Below are 25,386 nucleotides of genomic sequence, written 5' to 3' on the forward strand. Positions count from 1 at the left end.
GGCCAAACGAAAAGAGGACCCGCTTGGTTTTCAAACGCCGCGATAAACGTCCCTTCTGGAAGGTCGTGGCGGAATCCCTCTGGCCGAGGGGCGGTTGGGGCCGGGCGTTCCATTACATCAAGCGGCGCTTGCAGCGGTTGCCCGACACGCCCGAGACCATCGCGCGGGGTATCGCGGCGGGCGTGTTCACAACCTTCACGCCGCTTTACGGGGTGCATTTCGTCATCGCGGCGATCCTGGCCAAGATCCTGCGCGGCAATATCCTGGCGTCCCTTCTGGCGACATTCTTCGGCAACCCGCTGACTTATATTCCGATCGGGATCGTGTCGCTCAAGACCGGGCATTTCATCCTCGGGACCGAGTTCGACCCCGAGGACAAGACCTCGTTTCTGCGCAAGTTCACCGAGGCCGGCGCCGATCTGTGGAACAACGTCGTCGCGATCTTCACCGACCGGGAGCCGCAATGGGATCACCTGGCGCGGTTTTTCGACGAGGTGTTCTGGCCCTACCTTGTGGGCGGAATCATCCCGGGGATCATTGCGGGCGCGGTGATGTACCATCTCAGCCTGCCGGTGCTGCGCGCCTACCAGAAGCGCCGCAAGGGTCGGTTGAAGAAAAAGATCGAGGCGTTGCGCGTCAAGGCGAAGTCGCGGGCTGACGAGGCCCATCGCGCGCCCTAGTTTGGAAGGCAGGAGGCCCCTGATCATGACGGACAAGACGACTGCGGCACCCGGGGAATTGCGCCTCGGGGTGAATATCGACCACGTGGCCACGGTGCGGAATGCCCGCGGCGGGGCCGTCCCCGACCCGGTGCGCGCCGCCGTTCTGGCCCAGCAGGCGGGGGCCGACGGGATCACCGCCCATCTGCGCGAGGACCGCCGCCATATCGGAGACGCGGATATCGAGGCGCTGATGGCGGCGCTGACCGTGCCGCTGAACTTCGAGATGGCCGCTACGGACGAGATGCAGGCGATCGCGCTGCGCCACGTCCCGCATGCGGTCTGCATCGTGCCGGAAAAGCGCGAGGAACGCACCACCGAGGGCGGGCTGGAGGTCGCGCGGGACGAAAATCGGCTGGCCCATTTCATCGCGCCTCTGCGCGAGGCGGGCTGCCGGGTGTCGATCTTCATCGCCGCCGACCGGGCGCAGATCGAAGCCGCGCACCGGATCGGGGCCCCGGTGATCGAGCTGCACACGGGCGCCTATTGCGACGCGGCCGCCGAGGGCGACATCGCCACGCGGGATGCGGAGCTTGCGCGGCTGACCGAGATGGCGGCCTTCGCCCACGACCTCGGGCTGGAGGTTCATGCGGGCCACGGGCTGAGCTACGACACGGTCGCCCCCATCGCAGCACTGCCGCAGGTGCGGGAGTTGAATATCGGGCATTTCCTGATCGGCGAGGCGATCTTCCGCGGTCTGCCCGACGCCATGGCCGAGATGCGCCGCCGGATGGACGCAGCCCGCGCGTGAGCTGGCTGCGGGTGATTGCGGGGCTGTTCAGCCGGACCGTTCTTGGGCTGCTGCTGGTGGCTTCGATGTCTCTGACCGTGCTGAGCCTGACGGTCTCCGGGGTGCAGGTGGCCCTGTCCGGGGCGTTGTCGGCGGCGGGCATGACCACGATTGCCGCCCGCGAGGCCGCCGCGGCCCAGACCCGGCGCACCGCGGCCAAGCGGGTGGCGCAGCAAACATCCGAGCGGGTGACCCGGCGTGTGACCCGGGCCGCGGCGCGCAACTCCAGTTCGGTGGTGGCGGAGGCGGTTCCGTTTCTCGGGGTGGCGGTGATTGCCGGGGCGCTGGCCTACGACATCAAGGATGCCTGCGATACCGCCCGGGACATGGCCGGGCTGGAGGCCGCGGCCAGCACGGATGGCGACCCGCAAGCGGCCTTTGACGCGGCGGTGGCGGCCTTCGACTGTGCCGATCTGATCCCCGAAGTTGAGACCTTGCCGGATCGCGCGACGATCTGGAACGCCATGTCCGAGGCCCCGCAGCAGGCCTGGGAGAGTGCGACGAGGTATTACGAGGGGCTGCCCGACTGGGATCCGAGCGTTCCGCTGGGATGGATGCAGGGCAAGCTCGGCGATCTTTATGGATGGATCTCGGGCGGGGCGCCCGCAGGCGCTGAGTGATCCCCGACGGGGCGGTAGCCCACGCGGATCTCGTCATCTTTGCCTGACGGTGGGAATGTCTCGCGGGCCCTTGCGCCGCAGGAGCATTTGGCGCATCACTTTTGCTGCACCAGAAAGTCAGAAAAACGGTCCCTGCAACATGATCATCGGCATCGGTACGGATCTCGCCAATATCGAGCGGATCGAGCGCACGCTGGAGCGGTTCGGAGACCGGTTCCGCCACCGGGTCTTCACCGAGCGTGAGCAGCGCAAGGCCGACAGCCGTCAGCAGACCGCCGCCACCTATGCCAAGCGCTGGGCCGCCAAGGAGGCATGCTCCAAGGCCCTGGGCACGGGCCTGAGGATGGGAATTTCCTGGCGCGACATGGCGGTGCAGAACCTGGAGACCGGCCAGCCCACCATGTATGTCACCGGCTGGGCGGCCGAGCGGCTCAAGCAGCTGACGCCGGAAGGGCACGAGGCGGTGATCCACGTGTCGCTGACCGACGATCACCCCTGGGCGCAGGCCTATGTGGTGATCTCCGCGATCCCGCTGGAAGCGGCGGCGCGCTCGGCTTGACTCCTCGTCCCGGCGCGCCCATGAAGCGGGCCAAACCCGGGCGACGAGGCACCATATGGCATCCACCGAAAAGGCCGAAGGCGGCATCATGGAAACGGTCAAGACCGTGGTCTACGCGCTGGTCATTGCCGGCGTGTTCCGCACCCTGTTCTTCCAGCCGTTCTGGATCCCGTCGGGGTCGATGAAGGACACGCTTCTGGTCGGGGATTTCCTGTTCGTCAACAAGATGGCGTACGGCTACAGCCAGGTTTCCTGCCCGTTCTCGATGTGTCCGATCCCGGGCCGGATCTTCGCCTCGGATCCCGAGCGCGGCGATATCGTCGTCTTCCGGCATCCGGTGAACGGCTCGGACTTCATCAAGCGGCTGATCGGTCTTCCCGGCGACACGGTGCAGTTCCGTGACGGGCGGCTGATCCTGAACGGCGAGGCGGTGCCTACCGAGCCCGGCGGCACCTTCGACGAGATCTTCGAGCGGCAGGGCCCCATCGGGTCCTTCCCGCGCTGCGCCAATGCGCCGGTGGGCCAGGGCGGGGTGTGCGAGAAAGAGAAGTTCGTGGAAACCCTGCCGGGCGGTGTCAGCCATTCGATCCTCAACATCGACCAGAGCTTCGGCGACAACACCCCCGAGTTCACGGTGCCGGAGGGACATTTCTTCTTCGTCGGCGACAATCGCGACAACAGCCAGGACAGCCGCTATGCGCAATCCGTGGGCGGGGTCGGCTTCGTGCCGTTCGAGAACCTGATCGGCCGTGCGGACCGGGTGATCTTCAGTTCCGCGGGATCGCGGATGCTGTATTTTTGGACCTGGCGCGGGGATCGTTTCTTCAAGGCGCTGGAGTGAAGCTGTCCAAGGAGATTTCCGCGTTTTGCGACCGGATCGGGCATCGGTTTGACCGGCCCGAGCTTCTGGTGCGGGCCCTGACCCATGCCTCGCGCAGCACCGCCGGGCGCAGCGACAATCAGCGGCTGGAGTTCCTGGGCGACCGGGTTCTGGGCCTGGTGATGGCCGAGGCACTGCTGGAGGCGGACCCGCAGGCCCGCGAGGGCCAGTTGGCGCCGCGCTACAACGCGCTGGTGCGCAAGGAGACCTGCGCCGAGGTCGCCCGCGAGATCGGGCTGGGCGATGTGTTGCGGCTGGGCCGGTCGGAGATGCTGACCGGCGGGCGGCGCAAGGACGCGCTGCTGGGCGACGGGATGGAGGCGGTGATTGCCGCCGTCTACCGGGATGCGGGGTTCGAGGCGGCCAAGGCGCTGATCCTGCGGCTCTGGGGCAAGCGGATCGGCGCGGTGGAGGCCGATGCCCGCGACCCCAAGACCGCGTTGCAGGAATGGGCGCAGGCGCGCGGCCTGCCGCCCCCGGCCTATATCGAAAGTGCCCGGAGCGGGCCGGATCATGCGCCGGTCTTCACGATCTCGGCCCGACTTGAGACCGGCGCGTGCGCCGAAGCGAAGGCGGGCAGCAAACGACAGGCGGAGCAGGCGGCGGCGAAGGCCCTTCTGGCCCAGGTAGAGAGCAATCATGACTGAGAACGCAGCGCCCACGCGGGCGGGTTTCGTGGCCCTGATCGGGGAGCCCAACGCGGGCAAGTCCACCCTGACCAACGCGATGGTGGGGGCGAAGGTATCCATCGTCACCCACAAGGTCCAGACGACGCGGGCGCGGATCCGGGGCGTGGCGCTGGAAGGGGCAGCACAGATCGTGTTCGTGGACACGCCGGGGCTGTTCCGGCCGCGGCGGCGGCTCGACCGGGCCATGGTCGCGGCGGCCTGGGGCGGGGCGGCGGATGCGGATATCGTGGTGCTGATGGTCGAGGCCCATCGCGGGATGACCGACGGGGTGCGCGCGATCCTGGAAACCCTGAACGAACGGCGCGACCCCAAGCAGATCGTGGCGCTCGCGATCAACAAGATCGACCGGGTGAAGTCCGAGGTCTTGCTCAAACTCACGCAGGACCTGAACGCGGCCTACCCGTTTGCAGAGACCTTCATGATCTCGGCCGAGAAGGGCTACGGGGTTGCGGACCTGCGCGCCTGGCTCGGCGCGTCCTTGCCCGAGGGGCCGTGGATGTACCCGGAAGACCAGATCGCCGACGTGCCCCTGCGCATGATCGCCGCCGAGATCACCCGCGAGAAGCTGACACTGCGGCTGCATCAGGAGCTGCCCTACCAGTTGACCGTCGAGACCGAGAATTGGGAAGAGCGCAAGGATGGCTCCGTGCGGATCGACCAGGTGGTTTACGTGATGCGGGATGGGCACAAGGGCATCCTGCTGGGCCACAAGGGCGAGACCGCCAAGGCCGTGTCCAAGGCCGCGCGGGAGGAGCTGGTCGAGTTTCTCGGGCGCAAGGTGCATCTGTTCTTGCAGGTGAAGGTCCGGCCCAACTGGCTGGAGGAGAAAGAGCGCTTCGACGAGATGGGGCTCGATTTCCGGGACGGGAACGCCTGAGCCGTGGCGCGGCTGGCCGCAGGATTGTGGGTGCAGGCCTACATGATGCGCTGCCAGATCGAGGGCATCCCGGTCTATGTGGAGGCCCGCGGCGACGGCACTGCCGGGGCGGTGATCGTCAAGCTGTGCACGCTGGACGGCAAGGCCCGCGCCTATGAGCGGCGCTATGATCTGATGCGCGACACCCGCTCCTGGGAGGTTCTGGTCGAGGGCGACGAGGCTGAGGTGGACGCGGCGCTCGCCCGCGCCCGGTCGCGGGACCCGGACCTGTGGGTCGTCGCGGTGGAGGACCGCGCCGGGCGGCACCTGTTGGACCAGCCCGGGCTGGAGGGCTGAGCGCGGGTTGAGCCCGGCAATGCCTTCGGCGAGAGTATTTGCGGAACACTGAGGAAAGGGGCGCGCGCTTGATCGAGTGGCGGGAAGAGGGTGTGCTTCTGTCCGTGCGGCCCCATGGGGAGACCTCGGTGATCGTCGAGGCTTTCACCCGGGCCCATGGCCGCCATCTGGGCGTGGTGCGGGGCGGGGTGTCGCGCAAGCTGGCCCCGGTGCTCCAGCCCGGCGCGCAGCTCGACCTGCGCTGGAAGGCGCGGTTGGAGGATCACATGGGCGCGTTCACGGTGGAGCCGGTGCGCGGGCGGGCGGCGGCGGTGCTGGGCGACCGGCTGGCCCTGTCGGCAATGAGTTCGGCCCTGGCGCTGGCGCGGTTTTCCCTGGCGGAGCGGGCGGCATACCCCGGCTTCTACGACCAGACGGTCGCCCTGCTGGATGCGCTGGCTGAAGGCACCGGGTGGTTGCCCGCCTATCTCGATTGGGAGATGGCGCTGCTCGACCAGATGGGGTTCGGGTTGGATTTGTCGGGCTGCGCGGTGCGCGGGGTGAACGAGGACCTAACTTTCGTCTCGCCGCGGACCGGGCGGGCGGTGTCGCGACAGGCCGCCGGGGCCTGGGTCGACCGGCTGCTGCCCTTGCCGGAGGTGATGCTGGGCGGGCCTGCGCATCTGGACGGGGTGCTGGAGGGGCTGACGACCACCGGGCATTTCCTGGAACACAAACTGGCGCCGGCATTGGGCAATCGGCCCCCGCCCGAGGCGCGGGCGCGGTTTATCGACGTGCTGTCCCGGGCGCGCTGAGCCGGGCACGCAAAAGCCCCGCGCGAGTGGCGCGGGGCTTGGGGAACGCGGAAAGGGCAGGTCAGCCGAGCAGGCGGCGGGCGATGACCTGGGCCTGGATCTCGGCGGCGCCTTCGAAGATGTTGAGGATCCGCGCGTCGCACAGGATGCGGCTGATGCCGTATTCCAGCGCAAAGCCGTTGCCGCCGTGGATCTGCAACCCGTTATCGGCGGCGGCCCAGGCCACGCGGGCACCGAGCAGCTTGGCCATGCCGGCCTCCACATCGCAGCGGCGGCCCTCGTCCTTCTCGAAGGCCGAGAAATAGGTCAGCTGCCGCGCGACCATGATCTCGACCGCCATCATCGCCAGCTTGCCCGAGACGCGGGGGAAGTTGATGAGCGACTTGCCGAACTGCTTGCGGTCGATCGCATACTGCATGGACACATCCAGCGCGGATTGCGCAACGCCGATGGCGCGGGCGGCGGTCTGGATGCGGGCGGACTCAAACGTTTCCATGAGTTGCTTGAAGCCCTTGCCCTCTTCACCGCCCAACAGGTTCTCGCCCTTGACGTGGAAGTTGTCGAAGGCCAGCTCGTATTCCTTCATGCCGCGATAGCCGAGCACCTCGATCTCGCCGCCGGTCATGCCTTCGGTCGGGAAGGGGGCCTCTTCGGTGCCCGGGGTCTTTTCGGCCAGGAACATCGACAGGCCGCGATGGTCCGTCGTGTCCGGCTTGGTGCGCGCGAGCAGGGTCATCACATGGGTGCGGGCGGCGTGGGTGATCCAGGTCTTGTTGCCGGTCACCTTCCAGTCGCCATTCTCGTCCTGCACCGCGCGGGTGCGCAACGCACCGAGGTCCGAGCCGGTGTTGGGCTCGGTGAAGACGGCGGTGGGCAGGGTTTCGGCGGAGGCCAGGCGCGGGAGCCATTTCTGCTTCTGCTCTTCGGTGCCGCCGCAGATGATCAGCTCGGCGGCGATCTCGGACCGGGTGCCGAGGGAGCCGACGCCGATATAGCCGCGCGACAGCTCTTCCGAGACGACGCACATCGAGGCCTTGGACAGGCCGAAACCGCCATACTCCTCGGGGATGGTCAGCCCGAACACGCCCATCTCGGCAAGCTCCTCGATGATTTCCATCGGGATCAGCTCGTCCTTGAGGTGCCACTCGTGGGCATGCGGCTCCACCTTGTCCACCGAGAAGCGGCGGAACTGCTCGCGGATCATCTCCAGCTCGTCGTCGAGGCCGGAGGCGCCCACGGTGATCTCGGCGGCGCGTTCCTGCATCAACTCGACAAGGCGGGTGCGGGCGGCCTGGGTGTTGCCGGACTGGGTCAGGGTCTGGATTTCGGGGATCATCAGGCCGCGCTGGTCGTCCTGGCTGAGGCCGATGTCCTGCATGCGGAGGATCTCGCCCTGGGACATCGGAATGCCGCCATGGAGCTGCCAGAGGTATTCGCCGAAGGCGATCTGGTGGATCAGCTGCTCCACCTCGCCGAACTTGCCGTCGGCTTGCAGGGTTTCGGCCCATTTCTGCATCTGGCGCAGGGATTGGGCATAGGTCGCCAGCCAAGCCAGCCCGTGGGAGGCGGTCTGGTGCTCTTCGACCAGCGCACCGGAGATGCGGCCATCCACGGACAGCTGCGTCTTGAGGATCGCGACAGCCTTTTCGAGCACCGCCTCGACCGGGGGCACGGCAGCCGCGGTCAGGCTCAGCAGGTCCGGCAGAACCACGGTCTGGGCATCGTTCAGGGAAAGATCCTGTCCATCATGGGGCATTGGCGTTCTCCAGCGTTTTCCGGTTTGGTCCGGGATAAGGACTTCGCAAGCGCAGCGCAAGAAAAATTCGCGAGCGCAGCAGCACACGAAGTATTATGTCTTTGTCCTAGTGTGCAGCCGTGCTGTTGCAAGGGATGAACGCATAAAAACCGGAAAGTTTCCATGCGTTGTTTCGGAGCAGCCGCGACGCTGCGCTGCAAAATCGTGCGAGTCGATTCGTCCCGGCTTGCCGCCTCGGGCGCCGGGGGCTAAGGCCAGAGACAAAGGAGCCCCCCATGGATCTGTTTCTGTCCCTGTCCGAGCTGACGCTCGCGTTTCTGGTGCTTTGTGCGGTCTTTGCCGGTGTGGTGAAGGGCGCGGTGGGGTTCGCGATGCCGCTGATCCTGATGTCCGGGCTGTCGGCGGTGGTGCCGGTGCCGGTGGCGCTGGCCGGTTTGATGGTGCCGTCGCTGGTGATGAACCTGTGGCAGGCGCTGCGCGGCGGGGTGGGCGCGCTGTCGCTGACGGCGCGGACCCATTGGCGGCTGGTGGCGCTGGTTCTGGTGTTCATCGCGCTGTCGGGACAGTTGGTGCTGGCTGTGCCGGAGCGGGTCTTGACGCTGATGATCGGGGTCCCGATCGCGCTTTATGCCACGAGCCAACTTCTGGGCTGGCGGTTGCGCATCGCGCCCGCCTATCGGCGGCGGGCCGAATTGGGGACGGGCGTGATGGCCGGTTTTTTCGGCGGGTTCTCGGGGATCTGGGGGCCACCCATCGTGGCCTATCTCGTGGCGCTGGATACGCCCAAGGCCGAGCAGGTGCGGACGCAGGGGCTTCTGTACGGTCTGGCGAGTTGCGCGCTGGTGCTGACGCATTTGCGGACCGGGGTGGCCAATGTGGAAACCCTGACCTTTTCGGCGATGCTTCTGGTGCCCGCGGCGGCGGGCATGGCGATGGGATTGTGGTTGCAGGACCGGATGGATCAGGATCGGTTCCGGCAGGCGACGCTGGTCTTCCTGCTTCTGGCAGGTCTGAACCTGGTGCGGCGCGGGATTATGTGAGGCTGAGCGTCTTCTCGCGCAGCCACTCCATGAAACCGCGGGGGTTGTCCTTGCGCGCCGCGATTTCGTCGGCGGTGAGCGGTTCGCCCACGATCGGGGCCTGCGGCTTGTTCAGGGAGTGTACGACCTCGTGGAGCAGCAGCCCCTGGCGCAGCACCGGAGAAATCTGATTGGCGATCTGGTACCAACGCGAATTCTGGCCGGTGAACCGGATCGGCACCACCTTGGCGCCGCTGCGCAGGATCATCTTGGCGGTGAACGGGTTCCATTCCGCTTCGATCGCCGGGCCGAACATGGTCTCGGACGAGGCGACCACTCCGGACGGGAAAATCACGATGACGCCGCCCGCGGCCAGGTGGGCCATGGCTTGCTTGCGCATGTCGAGGTTTTTCTGCAGCGCGTCGTCCTCGTGCGGGAAGGGCACGGGGATCATGAATTGCTGGATCTCTTCCACATCCGTGAGCAGCGAGCGCGTCAGGATCTTGTAATCGGTGCGCACCCGACCGATCAGGTCCGCGAGGATCATCCCGTCGACCAGCCCGTGCGGGTGGTTGGCCACGATGATGACCGGACCTGTCCTGGGGATGCGGGCGATCTGCTCTGCGGGCGTGGTCAAGGCAATGCCCATCGTGTCGAGTGCCGGGCGCCAGAAGCCCTGGCCCGAGGGCACGCCCTGTTTCTCGAATTTCCGGATCAGGCGCAGCAGGCGGATCTTGCCGGTCCCCCATTCCATGGTCCGGATCAGCGCCGAAGCCCAGGGGTTGGTGAAGGTCTTGGCATAGGACAGGTTGCGACCGTCATAGGGTTGCTCGATGCGGTCGGGCATCTGGTCCGTGGAAGGCGCGGCCAACGGGCTCGAAGGGCCGGAACTGTCAGTCACTCTGCAAATCCTTCAGCGAGATGGGGTCGCTTAACATGGCTGTCCCTCACTGGAAAGCCGACGCGGGGCGCGCGGGCGTGTCAGTAGTTCTCCCCGAACCTGTTGGCGACGAGCTGTTCGAGGGCCTTGGCAAGCTCTTCGGCGGCGGGGCCCTTCGTTTCCACCTGGATCGATGTGCCCTTGGAAGCAGCCAGCATCAGCAGCCCCATGATCGAGTCGCCCGAGGCCGACAGCCCGTCCTTTTCGACCTCGGCGCTGGCATCATGGGCTTCGACGCATTCGACGAATTTCGCAGAGGCCCGCGCATGCAGGCCCTTCTCGTTGATAATCTTCAGTTCCTGGCGGATCATCCGGCCTCCCTCAGACCTTGCCGTCGAAGCTGTTTATATACTTGCGCCCCGCCTCGAGTGAAAGCCTCACGGCATCCTGCACCGGGGCGTTGCGGGATTTTGCGAGCTTGATTAGCATCGGTAGGTTGGCGCCGTAGACGATTCTCCGGTCTTCCCGGGCAGAGGCATTCAGCGCAAGGTTGGACGGAGAGCCGCCGAACATGTCGGTCACGATCACCACGCCGCCGCCGGTATCCACGGCATCCGCCGCAGCGCAGATTTCCGCCTGCTTGGCCGGGCGGTCGCAATCGGCCGCGATCGAGATCGCGCGCATGCCATCCTGTTTGCCGACCACGTGCTCGACAGCCAGAAGATACTCTTTCGCGAGACCCCCGTGCGCAACGATTACAATTCCAATCACGTGGCCTCCCTTGGGCTCAGATTGGGTGAACTGACACTCAGGACTGCGCCCCGATGGATCGGCGCGACAGTTCCAAGTGTCTGTTAGATACCTGCCACCCCTCGGCGACAAGAGCCGCGGAGAGCTTTTCTGCGACGGTGACGCTGCGATGTTGCCCGCCGGTGCAACCGAAGCCAATGGAGAGGTGCGATTTTCCCTCTTCGCGGTAGGCGGGCAGCAACAATCGAACGAGCGAGGCGATATTGTCAAAGAAACTGTCGAAACGCGGATCCGCGGACACATAGTCCTGCACCCGGGCGTCGCGTCCGTCCAGGCGGCGTAGGGTGTCCTCCCAATACGGGTTTCGCAGGAAGCGGACGTCGAACACCATGTCCGTGCCCTGGGGCACGCCGCGTTTGTAGGAAAAGGATTGGACCGTGATCGCCAGGCGCAAACTGTCGCGGTCGCCGAACCAGCGCAGCATTTCGGCCCGCAGGTCGTGGGGGGACAGCTCGGAGGTGTCGATCACCACGTCGGCCCGCGCCCGGATCGGGGCGAGCAGATCGGTCTCCCGCGCGATGCCGTCCATCGGGCTTTCGAGCGGCGCGAGGGGATGGCGGCGGCGGGTCTCGGAGAACCGGCGCGTCAGAACCCGGGGGGAGGCATCGAGAAACAGCAGTTGCGCATCGGCCCTTGGATCCTCGGCGAGCAGGTGCAACAGGTCCGCGACCGCGGTCACGCTGAAATCCCGCGTGCGGGCATCCAGCCCGAGCGCCAGCGGGCGCGCCAACGGCGGGCCGTCCAGCAGCCGGGGAACCAGCGAGATCGGCATGTTGTCGATGGCCTCAAAGCCGAGATCTTCGAGGGCGCGGATGGCCGTGGTCCGGCCGGCGCCGGACGGCCCGGTGACCAGCACGATCTTCTGCGGCATCTTTTCGGGCGTTGGCGCTGTATCGGTCATGTCGGGTCAGGCTCAATCGGGCGGGTGCGGGGCCCATCGTTCATGGTGAAGGTAGAGCCAGAGGGCCGCGGCAAAAGACGGGCTGTCCACCTTGTGAAGCAGCGGGAGGTCGACATCAAGCATGCGGCGGATGCGAAACGGGGGCAGGCGGGCGGTCTCGATCTGGTCCAGGTCGACGAGGGCTGCGACCGGCGTCGGTGGGGCTGCGGGAACCGACAGTATCCCGAGCCCGCGGGCCTCGATCTTGCCGGCGATATTGGGCGCGGGATGGGCGACGAGGGTGCCGTCCACCGCGCGCAGCTCGGTCCGGTCGTCCGAGATCAGCCGCGCGCCGAAGGCGATCAATTGCAGCGCCAGGCTGGATTTGCCCGCCCCCGCGGCCCCCGCGATCAGCAACGCCCGGCCCGAGGCGGCGACGCTGGTGGCGTGGAGCATCTCGGCATCGTGCATCGTCAGAGAGGCAGGCCGACCACGAACCGCGCGCCGAGGGGGGCGGAGGTGATGTCGTCTTCGGTGGGGCGGATGTTCTCGGCCCAGATCACGCCGCCATGGGCATCGATGATCTGTTTCGAGATCGCGAGGCCGAGGCCCGAGTGGTTGCCGAATTGCCGCTCCGGGCGTTCGGAATAGAACCGGGTGAAGATCTTGGTCAGGGCCTCTTCGGGAATGCCTGGTCCGGTATCCTCGACCACGATCAACGCGCGGTTGTCGCGCCGGCGCACCCATAGCCGTACCGCATCGCCGCTCTCACAGAAGGAGATCGCATTGCTCAGCAGGTTGACGAAAACCTGTGCGAGGCGCGGCTCCAGCCCCTGGATGGTCATCGGTCCGGGCGGCAGGTCGGTGATGAAATCGATCCCCTGGGTTTGCGCTTCTTCCGCATGGAAGTCGGTCAGCGCCCGGAGCATCCGGATCAGGTCGAAGGTCTCTTCCTCCTCCTTGACCAGTTCGCTGTCGAGCCGCGAGGCGTTGGAGATATCCGAGACAAGCCTGTCCAGGCGCCGCACATCGTGTTCAATCACTTCAAGCAGTCTCTGTCTTTGGTCTTCGCGCTTGGCCACCCGCAGCGTCCCGGTCGCCGAGCGCAGGGAGGCGAGCGGGTTCTTGATTTCATGGGCCACGTCGGCCGCGAACTGTTCGTTGGCGTCGATCCGGTCATAAAGCGCGGCAACCATCCCTCGCAACGCGCCGCTCAGGCGGCCGATCTCGTCCGGGCGCGCGGTCAGGTCCGGGATCCGGACGCGGCCGGGGTTCATCTTGCGGGCGTTGCGATCACGGCCGAGTTCGGCCGCGGCGGCGAGGTCGGACAGCGGATTGGCGATGGTCCCGGCGAGCACGAGGCTCAGGCCGATCGAGACCAGCAGCGCCACCATGAACATCTGCAGGAACTGCTCCCGCTCGTTCTGCACCAGCGCGTCGATCTCCCCCGACGCCGTGGTCAGGGCGACGATCCCCTTGACCTCCCCGCCCAGCAGGATCGGGGTGCCCACGGCGAAGATCTGGTTGCCGGAGGGGTCCACGCTGTTCTCGATGGTGGTGCGTCCCGACAACGCGCCGGGCAGCAGGCTGCGGGCCTGGTCCGCCCCGGGAGGCAACAGGGGCAACCTTTCCTGTCCGACGAGCTTGGCGATCAGCTCCCAGATACCGTTGAGAAAATCCGTGATGATCGTCGGCTTCGGCGCGTTCTGTTCCGACAGGGCGACCCATTCGGATCGTTTGGCACCCTCGGCGCGCGCAAGGATGTTGCCCGCCGGATCGAAGACGAACAGCTCCAGAGACGGCGCCAGGTCGAGGGATGCCACCAGCCGCGGGATGTCGATACTGCGGAGATCCGCGTCCGCCTCTTGCGTTTCCGCCACGGCCTCGAACACATCCGCAATCAGATGCGCCTCGAACACCAAGCCCTGCTCGCGCTGGAACACCAGGCTGTCGCGGAACGGGTTGAGGTAGAGCACCCCGACCACCAGCACCAGAAGGGCCAGAAGGTTGAAGGAGATGATCTTGCGCGCCAGCGGGGAGCTGTTGATTGCCAGGCCGCGCTGCAAGCGTTCCCGACCCGAGCGCGCGGCCTTCCGGTCCGCCCGCGTAGCATCCACGCCGCCGCCATCCGCCGGATGCAGGGATCCGGAGGGGCCGCTCTGCGAAGGGTCGGGGTCTGCTGCCAAGGTCATTCTTCGTTGTACTTGTACCCTATGCCATAGAGCGTTTCGATCGCGGTGAAGTTCTCGTCCACCGATCGCATTTTCTTGCGCAGCCGCTTGATGTGACTGTCGATGGTCCGGTCATCCACATAAACCTGATCATCATAGGCGACGTCCATCAACTGGTCCCGACTCTTGACGAAGCCTGGCCGTTGCGCGAGCGCCTGCAGCAGCAGGAATTCCGTCACCGTCAGGGCCACGTCCTCGCCTTTCCAGCTGACCGCGTGGCGCAGCGGGTCCATGGTCAGGTTGCCCCGCACCATCACCTTGCTTTCATCGATATCCCCGGCCTCGTGGTTCGCCACGGCCTGTTGGCGGCGCAGCAGGGCACGGATACGCTCCACCAGCAGGCGCTGGGAAAACGGCTTCTTGACATAGTCGTCCGCGCCCATTCGCAGGCCCAGAACCTCGTCGATCTCATCATCCTTGGAGGTCAGAAAAATCACCGGCATCCGGCTTTTCTGGCGGACCCGCTGGAGCAGGTCCATCCCGTCCATACGGGGCATCTTGATGTCGAAAACACCCAGCTCCGGCATCCTGCGCGTGAAGGCATCGAGCGCGGATTGCCCGTCATTATAGGTTTCCACCTCGAACCCTTCGGCTTCCAGTGTGATGGAGACGGACGTCAGGATATTGCGGTCGTCGTCGACCAGTGCGATCCGCGACATGAGCGAATTCCTTCTGCTGCTGCCTGCCTTCCTTTGGTCGCGACGATGTTGGCTCGCCGCCTGAGAATCAACGTGTTTCTCGTCAAGACAGGGGTATGACGCCCCCAAATCACACCAAATCGAATAACAAAGCTCTAATTTCGCGACTTTTACGAAATCTGATTGCGCTAAACCCTGGCGTGGTTGCGCTAACTGTGCCGAACGGTCCTGTTCTTCGCCGCGGACCCCATGGTATACGGCCTGCACATGTGGTGGGCGCCCTGCGGGAGCGCCGCCTTCGATGAATTTCGGGTCCCGACCGCGGCGGCGGTGTGTAACGAAGCAGGAGCTCAGACATGGCAAATGGACGGGTGAATCCAACTTTCACGTTGGAGGATCAGGGTATCAACGGGCTGGGCGCAGTCCACTATAACCTGATCGAGCCTGCGCTGATCCAGGAAGCGCTCAAACGCGAGGAAGGCACGCTGGGCAAGGGCGGTGCGTTCTTGGTCGAGACGGGCAAGTACACCGGCCGCTCCCCCAAGGACAAGCACGTGGTCAAGACTCCTTCCGTGGCGGACACGATCTGGTGGGACAACAATGCCGAGATGTCCTCCGAGGGCTTCGACGCGCTGTATGCGGATATGCTCGCCCACATGAAGGGCAAGGAATATTTCGTTCAGGACCTTTTCGGGGGGGCCGATCCGGCGCACCGCCTCGATGTGCGCGTGATCACCGAGCTCGCGTGGCACGGGCTGTTCATCCGCCACATGCTGCGCCGTCCGGAGCGGGGCGAACTCGACAGTTTCACCGCGGATTTCACGATCATCAACTGCCCGAGCTTCAAGGCCGACCCGGCCAAGCATGACTGCCGGTCCGACACGGTGATCGCGCTGAATTTCGACCGCAAGCTGATCCTGATCGGCGGGACGGAATATGCCGGCGAGAACAAGAAATCGGTCTTTACGCTGCTGAACTACATGCTGCCCGAGAAGGGGATCATGCCAATGCATTGCTCGGCCAATCACGCGGTCGGCAATCCGGTGGACACCGCGGTATTCTTCGGCCTCTCGGGCACCGGCAAGACGACCCTGTCGGCGGATCCCGAACGGGTCCTGATCGGCGATGACGAGCATGGCTGGTCCGAGCGCGGCACCTTCAACTTCGAAGGCGGCTGCTACGCCAAGACGATCAATCTGAGTGCCGAAGCCGAGCCGGAGATCTACGCCACGACCGAGATGTTCGGCACCGTGATCGAGAACATGGTGTTCGATCCCGAAACGCTGGACCTGGATTTCGAGGATGACAGCCTGACGGCGAACATGCGCTGCGCCTATCCGCTGAACTACATATCGAACGCGTCCGAGACAGCGCTTGGCGGGCATCCCAAGAACATCATCATGCTGACCTGTGACGCGTTTGGCGTGTTGCCCCCGATTTCGCGGCTGACCCCGGCGCAGGCGATGTATCATTTCCTGTCGGGCTTCACCTCCAAGGTGGCGGGGACAGAGCGGGGCGTGACCGAGCCGGAGCCGACCTTTTCGACCTGCTTCGGGGCACCCTTCATGCCGCGGCGGCCCGAGGTCTACGGCAAGCTCCTGCAGGAGAAGATCGCCAAGCATGGCGCGACCTGCTGGCTGGTGAACACCGGTTGGACCGGCGGCGCCTATGGCACCGGGTCGCGGATGCCGATCAAGGCGACCCGAGCGCTGCTGACCGCGGCGCTGGATGGCTCGCTGGCCGATGCCACCTTCCGCAAGGACGCGAATTTCGGCTTCGATGTGCCGGTGACGGTGCATGGGGTCGATGCCACGCTTCTGGATCCCAGGGGCACCTGGGAGGACAGCGCCGCCTATGATGCACAGGCGCAGAAGCTGGTGGAGATGTTCGCGGAGAATTTCGCGCAATACGTGCCTTATATCGACGAGGACGTGAAAGCGGTCGCCATCGGCTGAGCCGCCGCCCCGCCCAAGACAAAGCCCCGTTCGGCAGAACGGGGCTTTTTGTGTCTCAGGGGCCGCTAGTGCAAGGATTTTGCAAAATCCTTGTCAACGGCCTTCCAAGGCCGTTACTCCGCTCAGCGGGTCGGAACCGGCACCTCGCCGCGGTAGTCGTAGAAGCCCCGCTGTGTCTTGCGCCCGAGCCAGCCGGCCTCGACATATTTCGTCAGCAGCGGGCAGGGGCGGTACTTGGTATCCGCCAGCCCGTCGTGGAGCACGTTCATGATCGCAAGGCAGGTGTCCAGCCCGATGAAATCCGCCAACTCCAGCGGCCCCATGGGGTGGTTCGCGCCCAGTTTCATCGACTCGTCGATCGACCGCACGGAGCCGACGCCCTCGTAAAGCGTATAGACCGCCTCGTTGATCATCGGCATCAGGATCCGGTTCACGATGAAGGCGGGGAAATCCTCGGCGCTCGCAGCCGTCTTGCCCAGCTTTTCGACCACGCCCAGCAGCGTCTTGTAGGTCGCCTCATCCGTCGCGATGCCGCGAATCAGTTCCACCAATTGCATCACCGGCACCGGGTTCATGAAGTGAAATCCCATGAACCGCTCGGGCCGGTCCGTGCGGCTTGCCAGCCGGGTGATCGAAATCGAAGAGGTGTTCGAGGTCAGGATCGTCTCGGGTTTCAGATGCGGTTGCAGGTCCTCGAAGATCGCGGATTTGACCGTTTCCCGTTCCGTCGCGGCTTCGATGACCAGGTCGGTCTGGCCCAGTTCCGGCAGCTTCAGGGTGGTGGTGATCCGCGCCATGGCGGCTTCCATGTCTTCACGGCTGATCTTCTCGCGGCTGACCTGCCGTTCCAGGTTTCGCCGGATCAGCGCCATGGCCTGGTCCAGCGCGTCCTGGGATATGTCGGTCATCATGACGTCGAACCCGGCAACTGCAAAAACATGGGCGATGCCATTTCCCATTTGCCCGGCGCCGATCACGCCCACCGACTTGATGTCCATTCTGTGCCTCAATCCTTGTGCCGTCGCAGCATACGGTGCGCGTCGAGTCGACTGCAAGGAAAACAGAAAGATAAAAATATCGGTAAAATAGAGGGTTAGGGGTTCGCTAAAGCTTTGGCCGCAAGTTGGGTCCGGGTGAGTCGAAAATGAGTTATGCGAGATGACATATGAACGTCATGGCGTGGCGCCGCCGGAGTCCGCGCCGTGTTTCTATCCCGGCCTCGATATGGCCTTTCGGGGGCCGGAACGGTCCCTCGAAGGGCCCTATGTGACCTTTTTGGGAGGGACGAGTTTCTATGGCAAATATGCCGAAACCGCGATCCCCGACCGGGTGGAGGCGGTCACGGGCCATGCCTGCGTCAACCTTGGTGTCATGAATGCGGGGCTCGACCTGATGCGATCGGACCCCATGCTTTCAGTAGCCGAAAATGGGGCGGCCACGGTCATCGAGCTGGTCGCGGCGCAGAACATGTCCAACCGGTTCTACCGGGTGCACCCGCGTCGCAACGACCGCTTCGTGGCGCCGACCCGCCTTCTGCGGAAGGCCTTCCCCGAACTTGACCTGTCGGAGATCCATTTCACGCGGCACTTGTTGCGCCTGATGCAGATGACTTCCCCCGCCCGGTTCGAAACCGTGGTGGAGGAACTGCGCGCCTCCTGGGTCGAAGGCATGTGTGCCTTGCTACGTGCCCTCGAAGGGCCGAGGATCCTGCTTTGGCTGGTGCCGAAACCAGCCGAGGGGACCGACGGCATGGCTCAGGAACCCTTCCTCGTAGACCGCGCGGCGGTGCATGCGGTCTCGGAACTGGCCGACAGCGTCGTAGAGGTGCGGGAGACGGCTGCGCTGCGTGCAAGAGGCTTTGCAGGGATGCAGGTGCCCGACACCCATGCGCGGATCCTGTCGGCCCTGCCACGGGCAGCCCTTCTGGACGAAGCCGCTCTGTCCTTGCTCGATCCCTTGCAGCGGATCGGTATCGGCCCGGGGCGGGCCGGCGTGCAGGAGACCCTTGCCGGGTAGTCCCGGGCCAGGCGAAAAAAAGCCCCGCGCGGCAGGCGGGGCTTTGTTCTTTCCGGGTTTCCGGCCTCAGAGTTTCTCGGTCAGTTCCGGCACGGCGGAGAACAGGTCCGCGACTAGGCCGTAATCGGCGACCTGGAAGATCGGGGCCTCCTCGTCCTTGTTGATCGCAACGATCACCTTGCTGTCCTTCATGCCCGCCAGGTGCTGGATCGCGCCGGAGATGCCCACGGCCACGTAAAGCTCCGGCGCCACGACCTTGCCGGTCTGACCGACCTGCCAGTCGTTGGGCGCGTAGCCCGAATCCACCGCAGCGCGGGAGGCGCCCACGGCGGCTCCGAGCTTGTCGGCGAGCTTCTCGATCAGGGCGAAGTCATCCTCGGACCCGACGCCGCGACCTCCCGAGACCACCACCCCGGCGGAGGTCAGCTCGGGCCGGTCGCTCTCGGCGACCTTGTCCTCGACCCATTCGCTCAGGCCCGGGTTGTCGGCCGCCGCGATCTCCTCGACCGGGGCGGACCCGCCCAACGGTGCGACATCGAAGGTGGAGGTCCGGAACGTGATCACCTTGGTGGGATCGGCTGATTTCACCGTCTGGATCGCGTTTCCCGCATAGATCGGGCGCTCGAACGTGTCGGCATCCACCACCGCGGTCACATCCGACAGCACCATGACGTCGAGCAGTGCGGCCACCCGCGGCATGATGTTCTTGGCATCCGTGGTCGCCGGGGCCACCACATGCGAATAGTCCGCCGCCAGGGACGCGATCAAGGTCGCGACGGGCTCCGCCAGACGGTGCCCATACAACGGATCCTCAGCCACCAGGACCTTGGCGACGCCCGAGATCGTCGCGGCCTCGGCGGCAGCCGCCTTGGCCGACGCCCCGACACAGAGCAGCGTCACGTCCCCCAGCGCCCCGGCGGCGGTGACCGCCTTGGCGGTGGCGTCCATGGCCAGGGTTCCATCGGTCACTTCCGCAAGACACAAAACAGCCATCAGACAGCTCCTGCTTCCTTGAGTTTCGCCACAAGCTCGTCGACCGAGCCCACCTTGATCCCGGCCGCGCGTTCCGCGGGCTCGGCGGTCTTCAGCACGCTCAGCCGCGGGGTGATGTCCACGCCGTAATCCGCGGGGGTCTTTTCATCCAGCGGCTTCTTCTTGGCCTTCATGATGTTGGGCAGCGACGCATAGCGCGGCTCGTTCAGGCGCAGATCCACCGACACGATGGCCGGCAGTTTCACCTTGATCGTCTGCAAGCCGCCATCGACCTCGCGGGTGACATGGGCGTGCGCGCCATCGATCTTCACCTCCGAGGCGAAGGTCGCCTGGGACCAGCCCAGCAGCGCCGAGAGCATCTGGCCCGTGGCGTTCATGTCGTTGTCGATCGCCTGCTTGCCGCACAGCACGAGCCCCGGCTCTTCCTCCCGGACCACCGCTGCCAGCAGCTTGGCCACGGCGAGCGGTTCGATATCGGTGTGGACGTCATCGGTGGCCACGATCAGGATGGCGCGGTCCGCCCCCATGGCGAGCGCTGTGCGCAGGGTTTCCTGGGACTGTTTCACGCCGATGGACACGGCGACGATCTCGGTGGCGACACCGGCCTCCTTCAGGCGGATCGCCTCCTCGACGGCGATCTCGTCGAAAGGGTTCATCGACATCTTTACGTTGGCAAGATCGACCCCGCTCCCGTCCGCCTTCACGCGAACCTTCACGTTGTAGTCGATCACGCGCTTTACAGGCACCAAAACCTTCATGAGCGGGTCTCTCCTATCTTGGCGCCGCCGGGGCGGGCGCAAAAACTCTCTGGCAGGGATGTAGCGGGTTACGCGCAGGGAAAACAGGTCAAAATCGACCTCAATTCCGTCCGCGACGCCGCGTTTTGTCCAAGCCTGCCATGACCATCACTGGTCGGAACGGGGTGGTATCAGCGGTTTGCGCTTCCGGGCGCCAAAGCCCATGGTTCTGCCGCGGCCCCTTGAGGTCAGCGGTTCGCACCCGGAACCCAGAGCACGTCGTCCGCGCCGTTGCTGTTGGCCACGCGGCCAGCCACGAAAAACCAGTCCGACAGCCGGTTGAGGTATTTCACCGCCGCCGGATTGACCGTTTCGATCGTGGCCAGTTCCACCGACAGGCGCTCGGCTCGGCGGGACACCGTCCGGCACAGGTGCAGCTGTGCGGCCAGCGCCGAGCCACCGGGCAGGATGAAGCTGCGCAGCGGTTCGAGATCCTTGTTCATCGCGTCGATCTCTGCCTCCAGCCGGGCGACCTGGCTGTCGGCCATGCGCAGGGGCGGATACTCGGCCTCGGCGTCCTTCTCCATGTCCGGGCGGCACAGGTCCGCGCCCAGGTCGAACAGGTCGTTCTGGATCATCGCCAGCTGCGTATCCATTTCGCCGGTCGCGTGCTGGCGCGCCAGCCCCACGGTGGCGTTGGTCTCGTCCACCGTGCCGTAAGCGGCGACCCGCATCGCATGCTTGGCCACCCGTGCCCCGTTGCCGAGGGCGGTCTCGCCCGCATCGCCGGTTTTCGTATAAATCTTGTTGAGAACGACCATGTCCTATCCCTCACCTGTCGTTTGTCGACGCACGAACACGAACAGCAGGATCAGCAGCACCGCGATGAACTGCGCCGCGATCCGCCAGCGCATTGCCTTGTTGGCGTATTTCTTGTTGAAGTCGCCGCCCTTGGCGAAACTGCCGATCCCGAACAGCAGGATGCCCACCACGGCCAGCATGGCGATTGCCATCACGATGAAAAGAGGGTCCTGGGCCATGGGGCATCCTTCCGGTGTCATTGCGTTGCAGGGCTACCTAGTCGGGTCCGCGCGAAAAGCGAAGGCCGCGCGGGTGAAAACCGCTCAACCGGCCTTGCGGATCAACCGATCGAGCCAGCGGGTCGGCAGAAGCCGCCGTGCCGCGCCCATGATGTAGGTCGGCGTGGTGACGTAATAGCGCGGCCGCGGGCGGGGCGATTCCAGTGCGTGGATCAGCTTGTCGGTCACTGCCTGCGCGGGCAGCTCGAACTTGTCCGGGCCGCTGTCGTCATAGAGCCGCTTGAGCAGTCGGCTTTCGTATTGTGCCGCGCGGGGCGAGGCGCGCCAGTCGATCCACTTGACGAAATGGGGGATCGAGTTCTCGCGGATCCGGCTGGTGATCGGCCCCGGCTCGATCAGGATCACGTGGATCGGGGTATCGGCCATCTCGATTCGCAAGGTATCGGTGAGCCCTTCCAGCGCGAATTTGGTCGACACGTAGGACGCCCGCCAGGGCAGGGTGACGAAGCCGAGGACCGAGGAATTCTGCACGATCCTGCCATGGCCCTGGGCGCGCATCACCGGGATCACCCGGCGCGTCAACTCGTGCCAGCCGAAGAAATTCGCCTCGAAATTGGCGCGCAGGGCGTCCGTCGGCAAATCCTCCACCGCGCCGGGGATCGCGTGGGCGCCGTTGTTGAACAGTGCGTCGAGCGTGCCGCCCGTCACCTCCATCACTTGCGCCAGACCGGCCTCGATGCTGGCGGTGTCGGTGTAATCTATACGCGGGCTGACGAAGCCCTCTGCTTCCAGCCGGGCGCAGTCGCGGGGCTTCTTGCAGGCGGCGAAGACCTGCCAGCCGCGGGCGCGCAGGCCGCGGGCCGCATCGAGGCCGATGCCCGACGAACAGCCGGTGATCAGGAGGGAGCGTTGCGTCATGCCCCCTGAGTGCCCCCGCGCCGCGCGGAGAGCAAGCCTCGATCACGCCACGCGCGGCTTTACCCGGACAATCGACGCGGCTACACAGCATCTATGAGCGACACGACAGACGACCCCAACATGGACGATCCGGACGCCGAAGAGCTGGGCGCGGCCCAGACCTCCGAGCCCCTGCGCCGTGCGATCGGGGCGCGGTACCTGCAATATGCGCTCAGCACGATCATGCACCGGGCGTTGCCCGATGCCCGCGATGGTCTCAAACCCGTGCACCGGCGGATCCTCTATGCCATGCGAGAGCTGCGGCTGAGCGCCACCGGGGGGTTCCGAAAATCCGCCAAGATCTCCGGCGACGTGATGGGCAACTACCACCCTCACGGGGATGCCGCGATATACGACGCGATGGCCCGGCTGGCGCAGGATTTCAACGTCCGGTACCCGCTGGTGGATGGGCAGGGGAACTTCGGCAATATCGATGGCGATAACCCGGCTGCGAGCCGATACACCGAGGCCCGCCTGACCGCTGCCGCCGAGGCGTTGATGGAAGGGCTGGCCGAGAACGCGGTCGATTTCCGCGACAACTATGACGGCACCCTGACCGAGCCCGAAGTGCTGCCCGCGGCGTTTCCCAACCTGCTGGCCAACGGGTCGAGCGGGATCGCCGTGGGAATGGCGACCAACATCCCGCCCCACAACCTGCATGAGCTGATCGATGGTTGCCTGCACCTGATCCGCGCGCCCAACGCCCGCGACGAGACCCTGTTGGAGATGATCCCCGGCCCCGATTTCCCCACCGGCGGCGTGATCGTAGAGCCGAAGGAGAGCATCGCCCAGGCCTATGCCACCGGGCGCGGGGCGTTCCGGCTGCGCGCACGCTGGGCGCGCGAGGATCTGGGCCGGGGTCAGTGGCAGATCGTGATTACCGAGATCCCCTACCAGGTCCAGAAATCCAAGCTGATCGAGAAGATCGCCGACCTGATCCAGACCAAGAAGGTGCCGATCCTCGCCGACATCCGCGACGAGAGCGCCGATGACGTCCGTATCGTGCTGGAGCCGCGCTCTAAGAACGTGGACCCGGAGGTTCTGATGGGCACGCTCTTCCGCCTGTCGGAGCTGGAGACGCGATTCTCGCTGAATATGAATGTGCTGATCGACGGGCGCACGCCCAAGGTCTGCTCCCTGCGCGAGGTGCTGCGCGCCTTTCTCGATCACCGCCGCGACGTGCTCGGGCGCCGGTCGCGTCACCGGCTGGCCAAGATCGACCACCGGCTCGAAGTGCTCGAAGGCTTCCTCGTGGCCTTCCTCAATCTCGACCGGGTGATCGACATCATCCGCTATGACGAGGATCCGAAGGCCGCGCTGATGCGCGAGGACTGGAGCCTGAGGCATGTCCGCGCCACGGACGAGGCCGACTACAAGACCCCCGCGCCGGGCGAGGGCGAGCTGACCGAGGTGCAGGCCGAGGCGATCCTCAACATGCGGCTGCGCTCGCTCCGGCGGCTGGAGGAGATGGAGCTGATCTCCGAGCGTGACGCGCTGATGGCCGAGCGGGCAGAGCTCGAAGACCTTCTGGCCGACGAGGCCCTGCAATGGGCGCGCATCGCCGACGAGCTGCGCGAGGTGCGCAAGCAGTTTGGCAAGGGCACGCCCCTGGGCAAGCGTCGCACGGATTTCGCCGTGGCGACTGAGATGGCCGAGGTCAGCCTCGAGGACATGATCGAACGCGAACCGATCACGGTGGTCTGCTCGAAAATGGGCTGGATCCGCGCGATGAAGGGCCATGTGGCGCTCGATCAGGCGCTGAAGTTCAAGGATGGCGACGAGGGTCGGTTCATCTTCCACGCCGAGACCACCGACAAGCTTTTGGCCTTCGGCGCCAATGGCCGGTTCTACACCCTGTCCTGCGCGGCCCTGCCCGGCGGGCGGGGCATGGGCGAGCCTATCCGGCTGATGGTGGATTTGCCGAACGAGGCCGAACTGGTGGACCTGTTTCTGCACGTGCCCGGGCGCCGGCTGATCGTGGCCTCGGATGCGGGCGACGGTTTCATCGTGCCCGAGACAGAGGTGCTGGCCCAGACCCGCACCGGCAAGCAGGTGCTCAACGTGAAATCCCCCCACCGCGCGCTTCTGGCCCGGCCGCTGGCGGGCGATGCCATCGCGGCGGTCGGCGAGAACCGCAAGCTGCTGGTCTTTGCCGCCGACGAGTTGCCCGAGATGGGCCGCGGCAAGGGGGTGCGCTTGCAGAAATACAAGGATGGCGGACTGTCGGACCTGCGCAGTTTTGACCGGGCGCAGGGGCTGCAATGGCTGGATGCGGGCGGGCGCACCCGCACCGTGGCCGACCCGGAACTGGCCGAATGGTCGGGCAAACGGGCGGGCACGGGCCGGATGGCGCCGCGCGGCTTTCCGCGGGACAACAAGTTCACCTGAACGAGCAGGAGCGAGACGATGCAGGTTTGGGTCCGGAGAAGCGCGGCACTCGCGCTCGCAGCACTTCTGGCCGCATGCGGCAACCATGCGGAGCTGCGCGAGCAGCGCAACCTGGGCGCTTTCGAGCTGGGTTTCAACGTGGTGATCGCGGACAATGCCCAGACCGTGCCCGGCGGACGTGTCGCCACCGAAGAGCAGATCGAGGCGGCCATCACCTCCGAGATCGACCGCCGCTTCCGCCGCTACGACGGGGGGCGGCTCTATCACCTCGGCATCATCGTCGAGGGCTACCTCCTGGCCCCGCCGGGCGTGCCGGTGATCGCCGCCCCGAAATCGGTCATGGTCCTGACGGTCAACGTGTTCGACGACGCGCTGGGCGAGAACCTTGTGCCCGGCGGCAAGCAGTTCACCGTGCTCGAAAGCCTCACGGGGGATGCTGTGGTCGGCTCGGGCTTCACCATGACCGCCGAGGAGCAGCTTCTGAACCTTGCCCAGAACGCCGCGGGGCAGATCGAAACCTGGCTGGAGGACAACCCCGAATGGTTCGATTACGAGGTGGTCCGTAACCCGTTCGAAGAGGGCATGACTTTCGAGGTCGATGTCACCGAGATCACCCCGGAAGCGGCCGCCGGGACGGCGTCCATCTCACGCCCGCCCGCCCGTCCCGCCGCACCGGACCGCCCGGGCATTTGAGCGCTTGATTTTTCCCTCAGACAAAAGTAGGCAGCGCGCGATTACAGCAACGGGTCCGACACGACCCCCAAAGACGAGGCGCCGTGCACCATGGCTAAGGAAAAGTTTGAGCGTTCGAAACCGCATGTG

At 65.6% G+C, this 25,386-nt stretch carries 28 protein-coding genes; 14 read left to right on the forward strand and 14 right to left on the reverse strand.

Features of this window, described 5'->3' with window-relative positions; translation table 11 throughout:
• Nucleotides 1–23: 23 nt before the first annotated feature.
• The 9 genes from PVW48_RS11265 to recO all read left to right on the forward strand — a co-directional run bounded on the left by PVW48_RS11265 (nucleotide 24) and on the right by recO (nucleotide 6,264).
• Nucleotides 24–680, forward strand: coding sequence for a DUF2062 domain-containing protein (locus PVW48_RS11265; RefSeq protein ID WP_012176877.1), 657 nt, complete (start codon nucleotides 24–26; stop codon nucleotides 678–680).
• 25 nt (nucleotides 681–705) lie between these two features.
• On the forward strand, nucleotides 706–1,470 hold the full coding sequence (locus PVW48_RS11270) for a pyridoxine 5'-phosphate synthase (RefSeq protein WP_274581402.1): 765 nt from the start codon (nucleotides 706–708) through the stop codon (nucleotides 1,468–1,470).
• Nucleotides 1,467–2,129 (forward strand): hypothetical protein, encoded by a 663-nt coding sequence (locus PVW48_RS11275; protein WP_274581403.1) that lies wholly within the window; start codon nucleotides 1,467–1,469, stop codon nucleotides 2,127–2,129. The genes PVW48_RS11270 and PVW48_RS11275 overlap by 4 nt, the downstream gene beginning before the upstream one ends.
• A gap of 139 nt (nucleotides 2,130–2,268) precedes the next feature.
• Nucleotides 2,269–2,688 (forward strand): holo-ACP synthase, encoded by a 420-nt coding sequence (gene acpS / locus PVW48_RS11280; protein WP_012176880.1) that lies wholly within the window; start codon nucleotides 2,269–2,271, stop codon nucleotides 2,686–2,688.
• Nucleotides 2,689–2,743: 55 nt separating this feature from the next.
• Nucleotides 2,744–3,529, forward strand: coding sequence for a signal peptidase I (lepB, locus tag PVW48_RS11285; RefSeq protein WP_274581404.1), 786 nt, complete (start codon nucleotides 2,744–2,746; stop codon nucleotides 3,527–3,529).
• Nucleotides 3,526–4,215, forward strand: coding sequence for a ribonuclease III (rnc, locus tag PVW48_RS11290; RefSeq protein WP_274581405.1), 690 nt, complete (start codon nucleotides 3,526–3,528; stop codon nucleotides 4,213–4,215). The genes lepB and rnc overlap by 4 nt, the downstream gene beginning before the upstream one ends.
• The gene (gene era / locus PVW48_RS11295; RefSeq protein WP_012176883.1) at nucleotides 4,208–5,134 is read left to right on the forward strand and encodes a GTPase Era; all 927 of its coding nucleotides are present in this window, start codon (nucleotides 4,208–4,210) and stop codon (nucleotides 5,132–5,134) included. The genes rnc and era overlap by 8 nt, the downstream gene beginning before the upstream one ends.
• Before the next feature lie 3 nt (nucleotides 5,135–5,137).
• Nucleotides 5,138–5,470 (forward strand): DUF1491 family protein, encoded by a 333-nt coding sequence (locus PVW48_RS11300; protein ID WP_274581406.1) that lies wholly within the window; start codon nucleotides 5,138–5,140, stop codon nucleotides 5,468–5,470.
• 68 nt (nucleotides 5,471–5,538) lie between these two features.
• Nucleotides 5,539–6,264, forward strand: coding sequence for a DNA repair protein RecO (gene recO / locus PVW48_RS11305; RefSeq protein WP_274581407.1), 726 nt, complete (start codon nucleotides 5,539–5,541; stop codon nucleotides 6,262–6,264).
• Nucleotides 6,265–6,325: 61 nt separating this feature from the next.
• Here recO and PVW48_RS11310 read toward each other — a convergent pair whose 3' ends face one another.
• Entirely contained in the window at nucleotides 6,326–8,020 is a 1,695-nt protein-coding gene (locus PVW48_RS11310; protein WP_274581408.1) for an acyl-CoA dehydrogenase family protein, read from the reverse strand.
• Nucleotides 8,021–8,295: 275 nt separating this feature from the next.
• Between PVW48_RS11310 and PVW48_RS11315 the strand changes: the two genes are divergently transcribed.
• Nucleotides 8,296–9,060 carry a sulfite exporter TauE/SafE family protein gene (locus PVW48_RS11315; protein WP_274581409.1) on the forward strand — a complete coding sequence of 255 codons (765 nt, stop codon included), beginning with the start codon at nucleotides 8,296–8,298 and terminating at the stop codon, nucleotides 9,058–9,060.
• Here the strand turns inward: PVW48_RS11315 and PVW48_RS11320 are convergent.
• From PVW48_RS11320 to PVW48_RS11350, 7 genes are all read right to left on the reverse strand, one after another.
• Nucleotides 9,053–9,886, reverse strand: a complete 834-nt coding sequence (locus PVW48_RS11320; protein ID WP_050757768.1) for a lysophospholipid acyltransferase family protein — start codon at nucleotides 9,884–9,886, stop codon at nucleotides 9,053–9,055. The genes PVW48_RS11315 and PVW48_RS11320 overlap by 8 nt on opposite strands.
• A gap of 134 nt (nucleotides 9,887–10,020) precedes the next feature.
• Nucleotides 10,021–10,290: an HPr family phosphocarrier protein gene (locus tag PVW48_RS11325; RefSeq protein ID WP_012176889.1), complete on the reverse strand. Its 270-nt coding sequence runs from the start codon at nucleotides 10,288–10,290 to the stop codon at nucleotides 10,021–10,023.
• A 10-nt stretch (nucleotides 10,291–10,300) separates the two neighbouring features.
• Entirely contained in the window at nucleotides 10,301–10,690 is a 390-nt protein-coding gene (locus PVW48_RS11330) for a PTS sugar transporter subunit IIA (RefSeq protein ID WP_012176890.1), read from the reverse strand.
• Between the two features lie 37 nt (nucleotides 10,691–10,727).
• Nucleotides 10,728–11,630 carry an RNase adapter RapZ gene (rapZ, locus tag PVW48_RS11335; RefSeq protein WP_012176891.1) on the reverse strand — a complete coding sequence of 301 codons (903 nt, stop codon included), beginning with the start codon at nucleotides 11,628–11,630 and terminating at the stop codon, nucleotides 10,728–10,730.
• 12 nt (nucleotides 11,631–11,642) lie between these two features.
• Nucleotides 11,643–12,065, reverse strand: a complete 423-nt coding sequence (locus PVW48_RS11340; RefSeq protein WP_245533031.1) for an HPr kinase/phosphorylase — start codon at nucleotides 12,063–12,065, stop codon at nucleotides 11,643–11,645.
• 17 nt (nucleotides 12,066–12,082) lie between these two features.
• Nucleotides 12,083–13,801 (reverse strand): sensor N-terminal transmembrane domain-containing protein, encoded by a 1,719-nt coding sequence (locus tag PVW48_RS11345; RefSeq protein ID WP_274581410.1) that lies wholly within the window; start codon nucleotides 13,799–13,801, stop codon nucleotides 12,083–12,085.
• Nucleotides 13,798–14,499 carry a response regulator transcription factor gene (locus tag PVW48_RS11350; RefSeq protein ID WP_012176894.1) on the reverse strand — a complete coding sequence of 234 codons (702 nt, stop codon included), beginning with the start codon at nucleotides 14,497–14,499 and terminating at the stop codon, nucleotides 13,798–13,800. Before PVW48_RS11350 ends, PVW48_RS11345 begins: the two co-directional genes overlap by 4 nt.
• A gap of 335 nt (nucleotides 14,500–14,834) precedes the next feature.
• On the opposite strand from PVW48_RS11350, the gene PVW48_RS11355 reads away from it, so the two are divergent.
• Nucleotides 14,835–16,433, forward strand: a complete 1,599-nt coding sequence (locus tag PVW48_RS11355; protein ID WP_012176895.1) for a phosphoenolpyruvate carboxykinase — start codon at nucleotides 14,835–14,837, stop codon at nucleotides 16,431–16,433.
• A gap of 122 nt (nucleotides 16,434–16,555) precedes the next feature.
• Here PVW48_RS11355 and PVW48_RS11360 read toward each other — a convergent pair whose 3' ends face one another.
• Nucleotides 16,556–17,431 (reverse strand): 3-hydroxybutyryl-CoA dehydrogenase, encoded by an 876-nt coding sequence (locus PVW48_RS11360; protein WP_274581411.1) that lies wholly within the window; start codon nucleotides 17,429–17,431, stop codon nucleotides 16,556–16,558.
• Between the two features lie 160 nt (nucleotides 17,432–17,591).
• Between PVW48_RS11360 and PVW48_RS11365 the strand changes: the two genes are divergently transcribed.
• The gene (locus tag PVW48_RS11365) at nucleotides 17,592–18,449 is read left to right on the forward strand and encodes a DUF6473 family protein (RefSeq protein ID WP_274581412.1); all 858 of its coding nucleotides are present in this window, start codon (nucleotides 17,592–17,594) and stop codon (nucleotides 18,447–18,449) included.
• Nucleotides 18,450–18,515: 66 nt separating this feature from the next.
• On the opposite strand, the gene PVW48_RS11370 is transcribed toward PVW48_RS11365, so the two are convergent.
• From PVW48_RS11370 to PVW48_RS11390, 5 genes are all read right to left on the reverse strand, one after another.
• Nucleotides 18,516–19,442: an electron transfer flavoprotein subunit alpha/FixB family protein gene (locus tag PVW48_RS11370; RefSeq protein ID WP_274581413.1), complete on the reverse strand. Its 927-nt coding sequence runs from the start codon at nucleotides 19,440–19,442 to the stop codon at nucleotides 18,516–18,518.
• Nucleotides 19,442–20,200 carry an electron transfer flavoprotein subunit beta/FixA family protein gene (locus PVW48_RS11375; protein WP_012176899.1) on the reverse strand — a complete coding sequence of 253 codons (759 nt, stop codon included), beginning with the start codon at nucleotides 20,198–20,200 and terminating at the stop codon, nucleotides 19,442–19,444. The genes PVW48_RS11370 and PVW48_RS11375 overlap by 1 nt, the downstream gene beginning before the upstream one ends.
• Nucleotides 20,201–20,427: 227 nt before the next feature.
• Entirely contained in the window at nucleotides 20,428–21,000 is a 573-nt protein-coding gene (locus PVW48_RS11380) for a cob(I)yrinic acid a,c-diamide adenosyltransferase (protein WP_274581414.1), read from the reverse strand.
• A 3-nt stretch (nucleotides 21,001–21,003) separates the two neighbouring features.
• Complete coding sequence (locus PVW48_RS11385) at nucleotides 21,004–21,219, reverse strand: twin transmembrane helix small protein (RefSeq protein ID WP_012176901.1); 216 nt, start codon at nucleotides 21,217–21,219, stop codon at nucleotides 21,004–21,006.
• 84 nt (nucleotides 21,220–21,303) lie between these two features.
• Entirely contained in the window at nucleotides 21,304–22,137 is an 834-nt protein-coding gene (locus tag PVW48_RS11390) for an SDR family NAD(P)-dependent oxidoreductase (RefSeq protein ID WP_274581415.1), read from the reverse strand.
• A 93-nt stretch (nucleotides 22,138–22,230) separates the two neighbouring features.
• Between PVW48_RS11390 and parC the strand changes: the two genes are divergently transcribed.
• Entirely contained in the window at nucleotides 22,231–24,564 is a 2,334-nt protein-coding gene (parC, locus tag PVW48_RS11395; protein ID WP_274581416.1) for a DNA topoisomerase IV subunit A, read from the forward strand.
• 18 nt (nucleotides 24,565–24,582) lie between these two features.
• Nucleotides 24,583–25,257 (forward strand): hypothetical protein, encoded by a 675-nt coding sequence (locus tag PVW48_RS11400; RefSeq protein ID WP_274581417.1) that lies wholly within the window; start codon nucleotides 24,583–24,585, stop codon nucleotides 25,255–25,257.
• Nucleotides 25,258–25,386 lie beyond the last annotated feature (129 nt).

Source organism: Dinoroseobacter sp. PD6 (genome assembly GCF_028807315.1).
Classification (GTDB): domain Bacteria; phylum Pseudomonadota; class Alphaproteobacteria; order Rhodobacterales; family Rhodobacteraceae; genus Dinoroseobacter; species Dinoroseobacter shibae.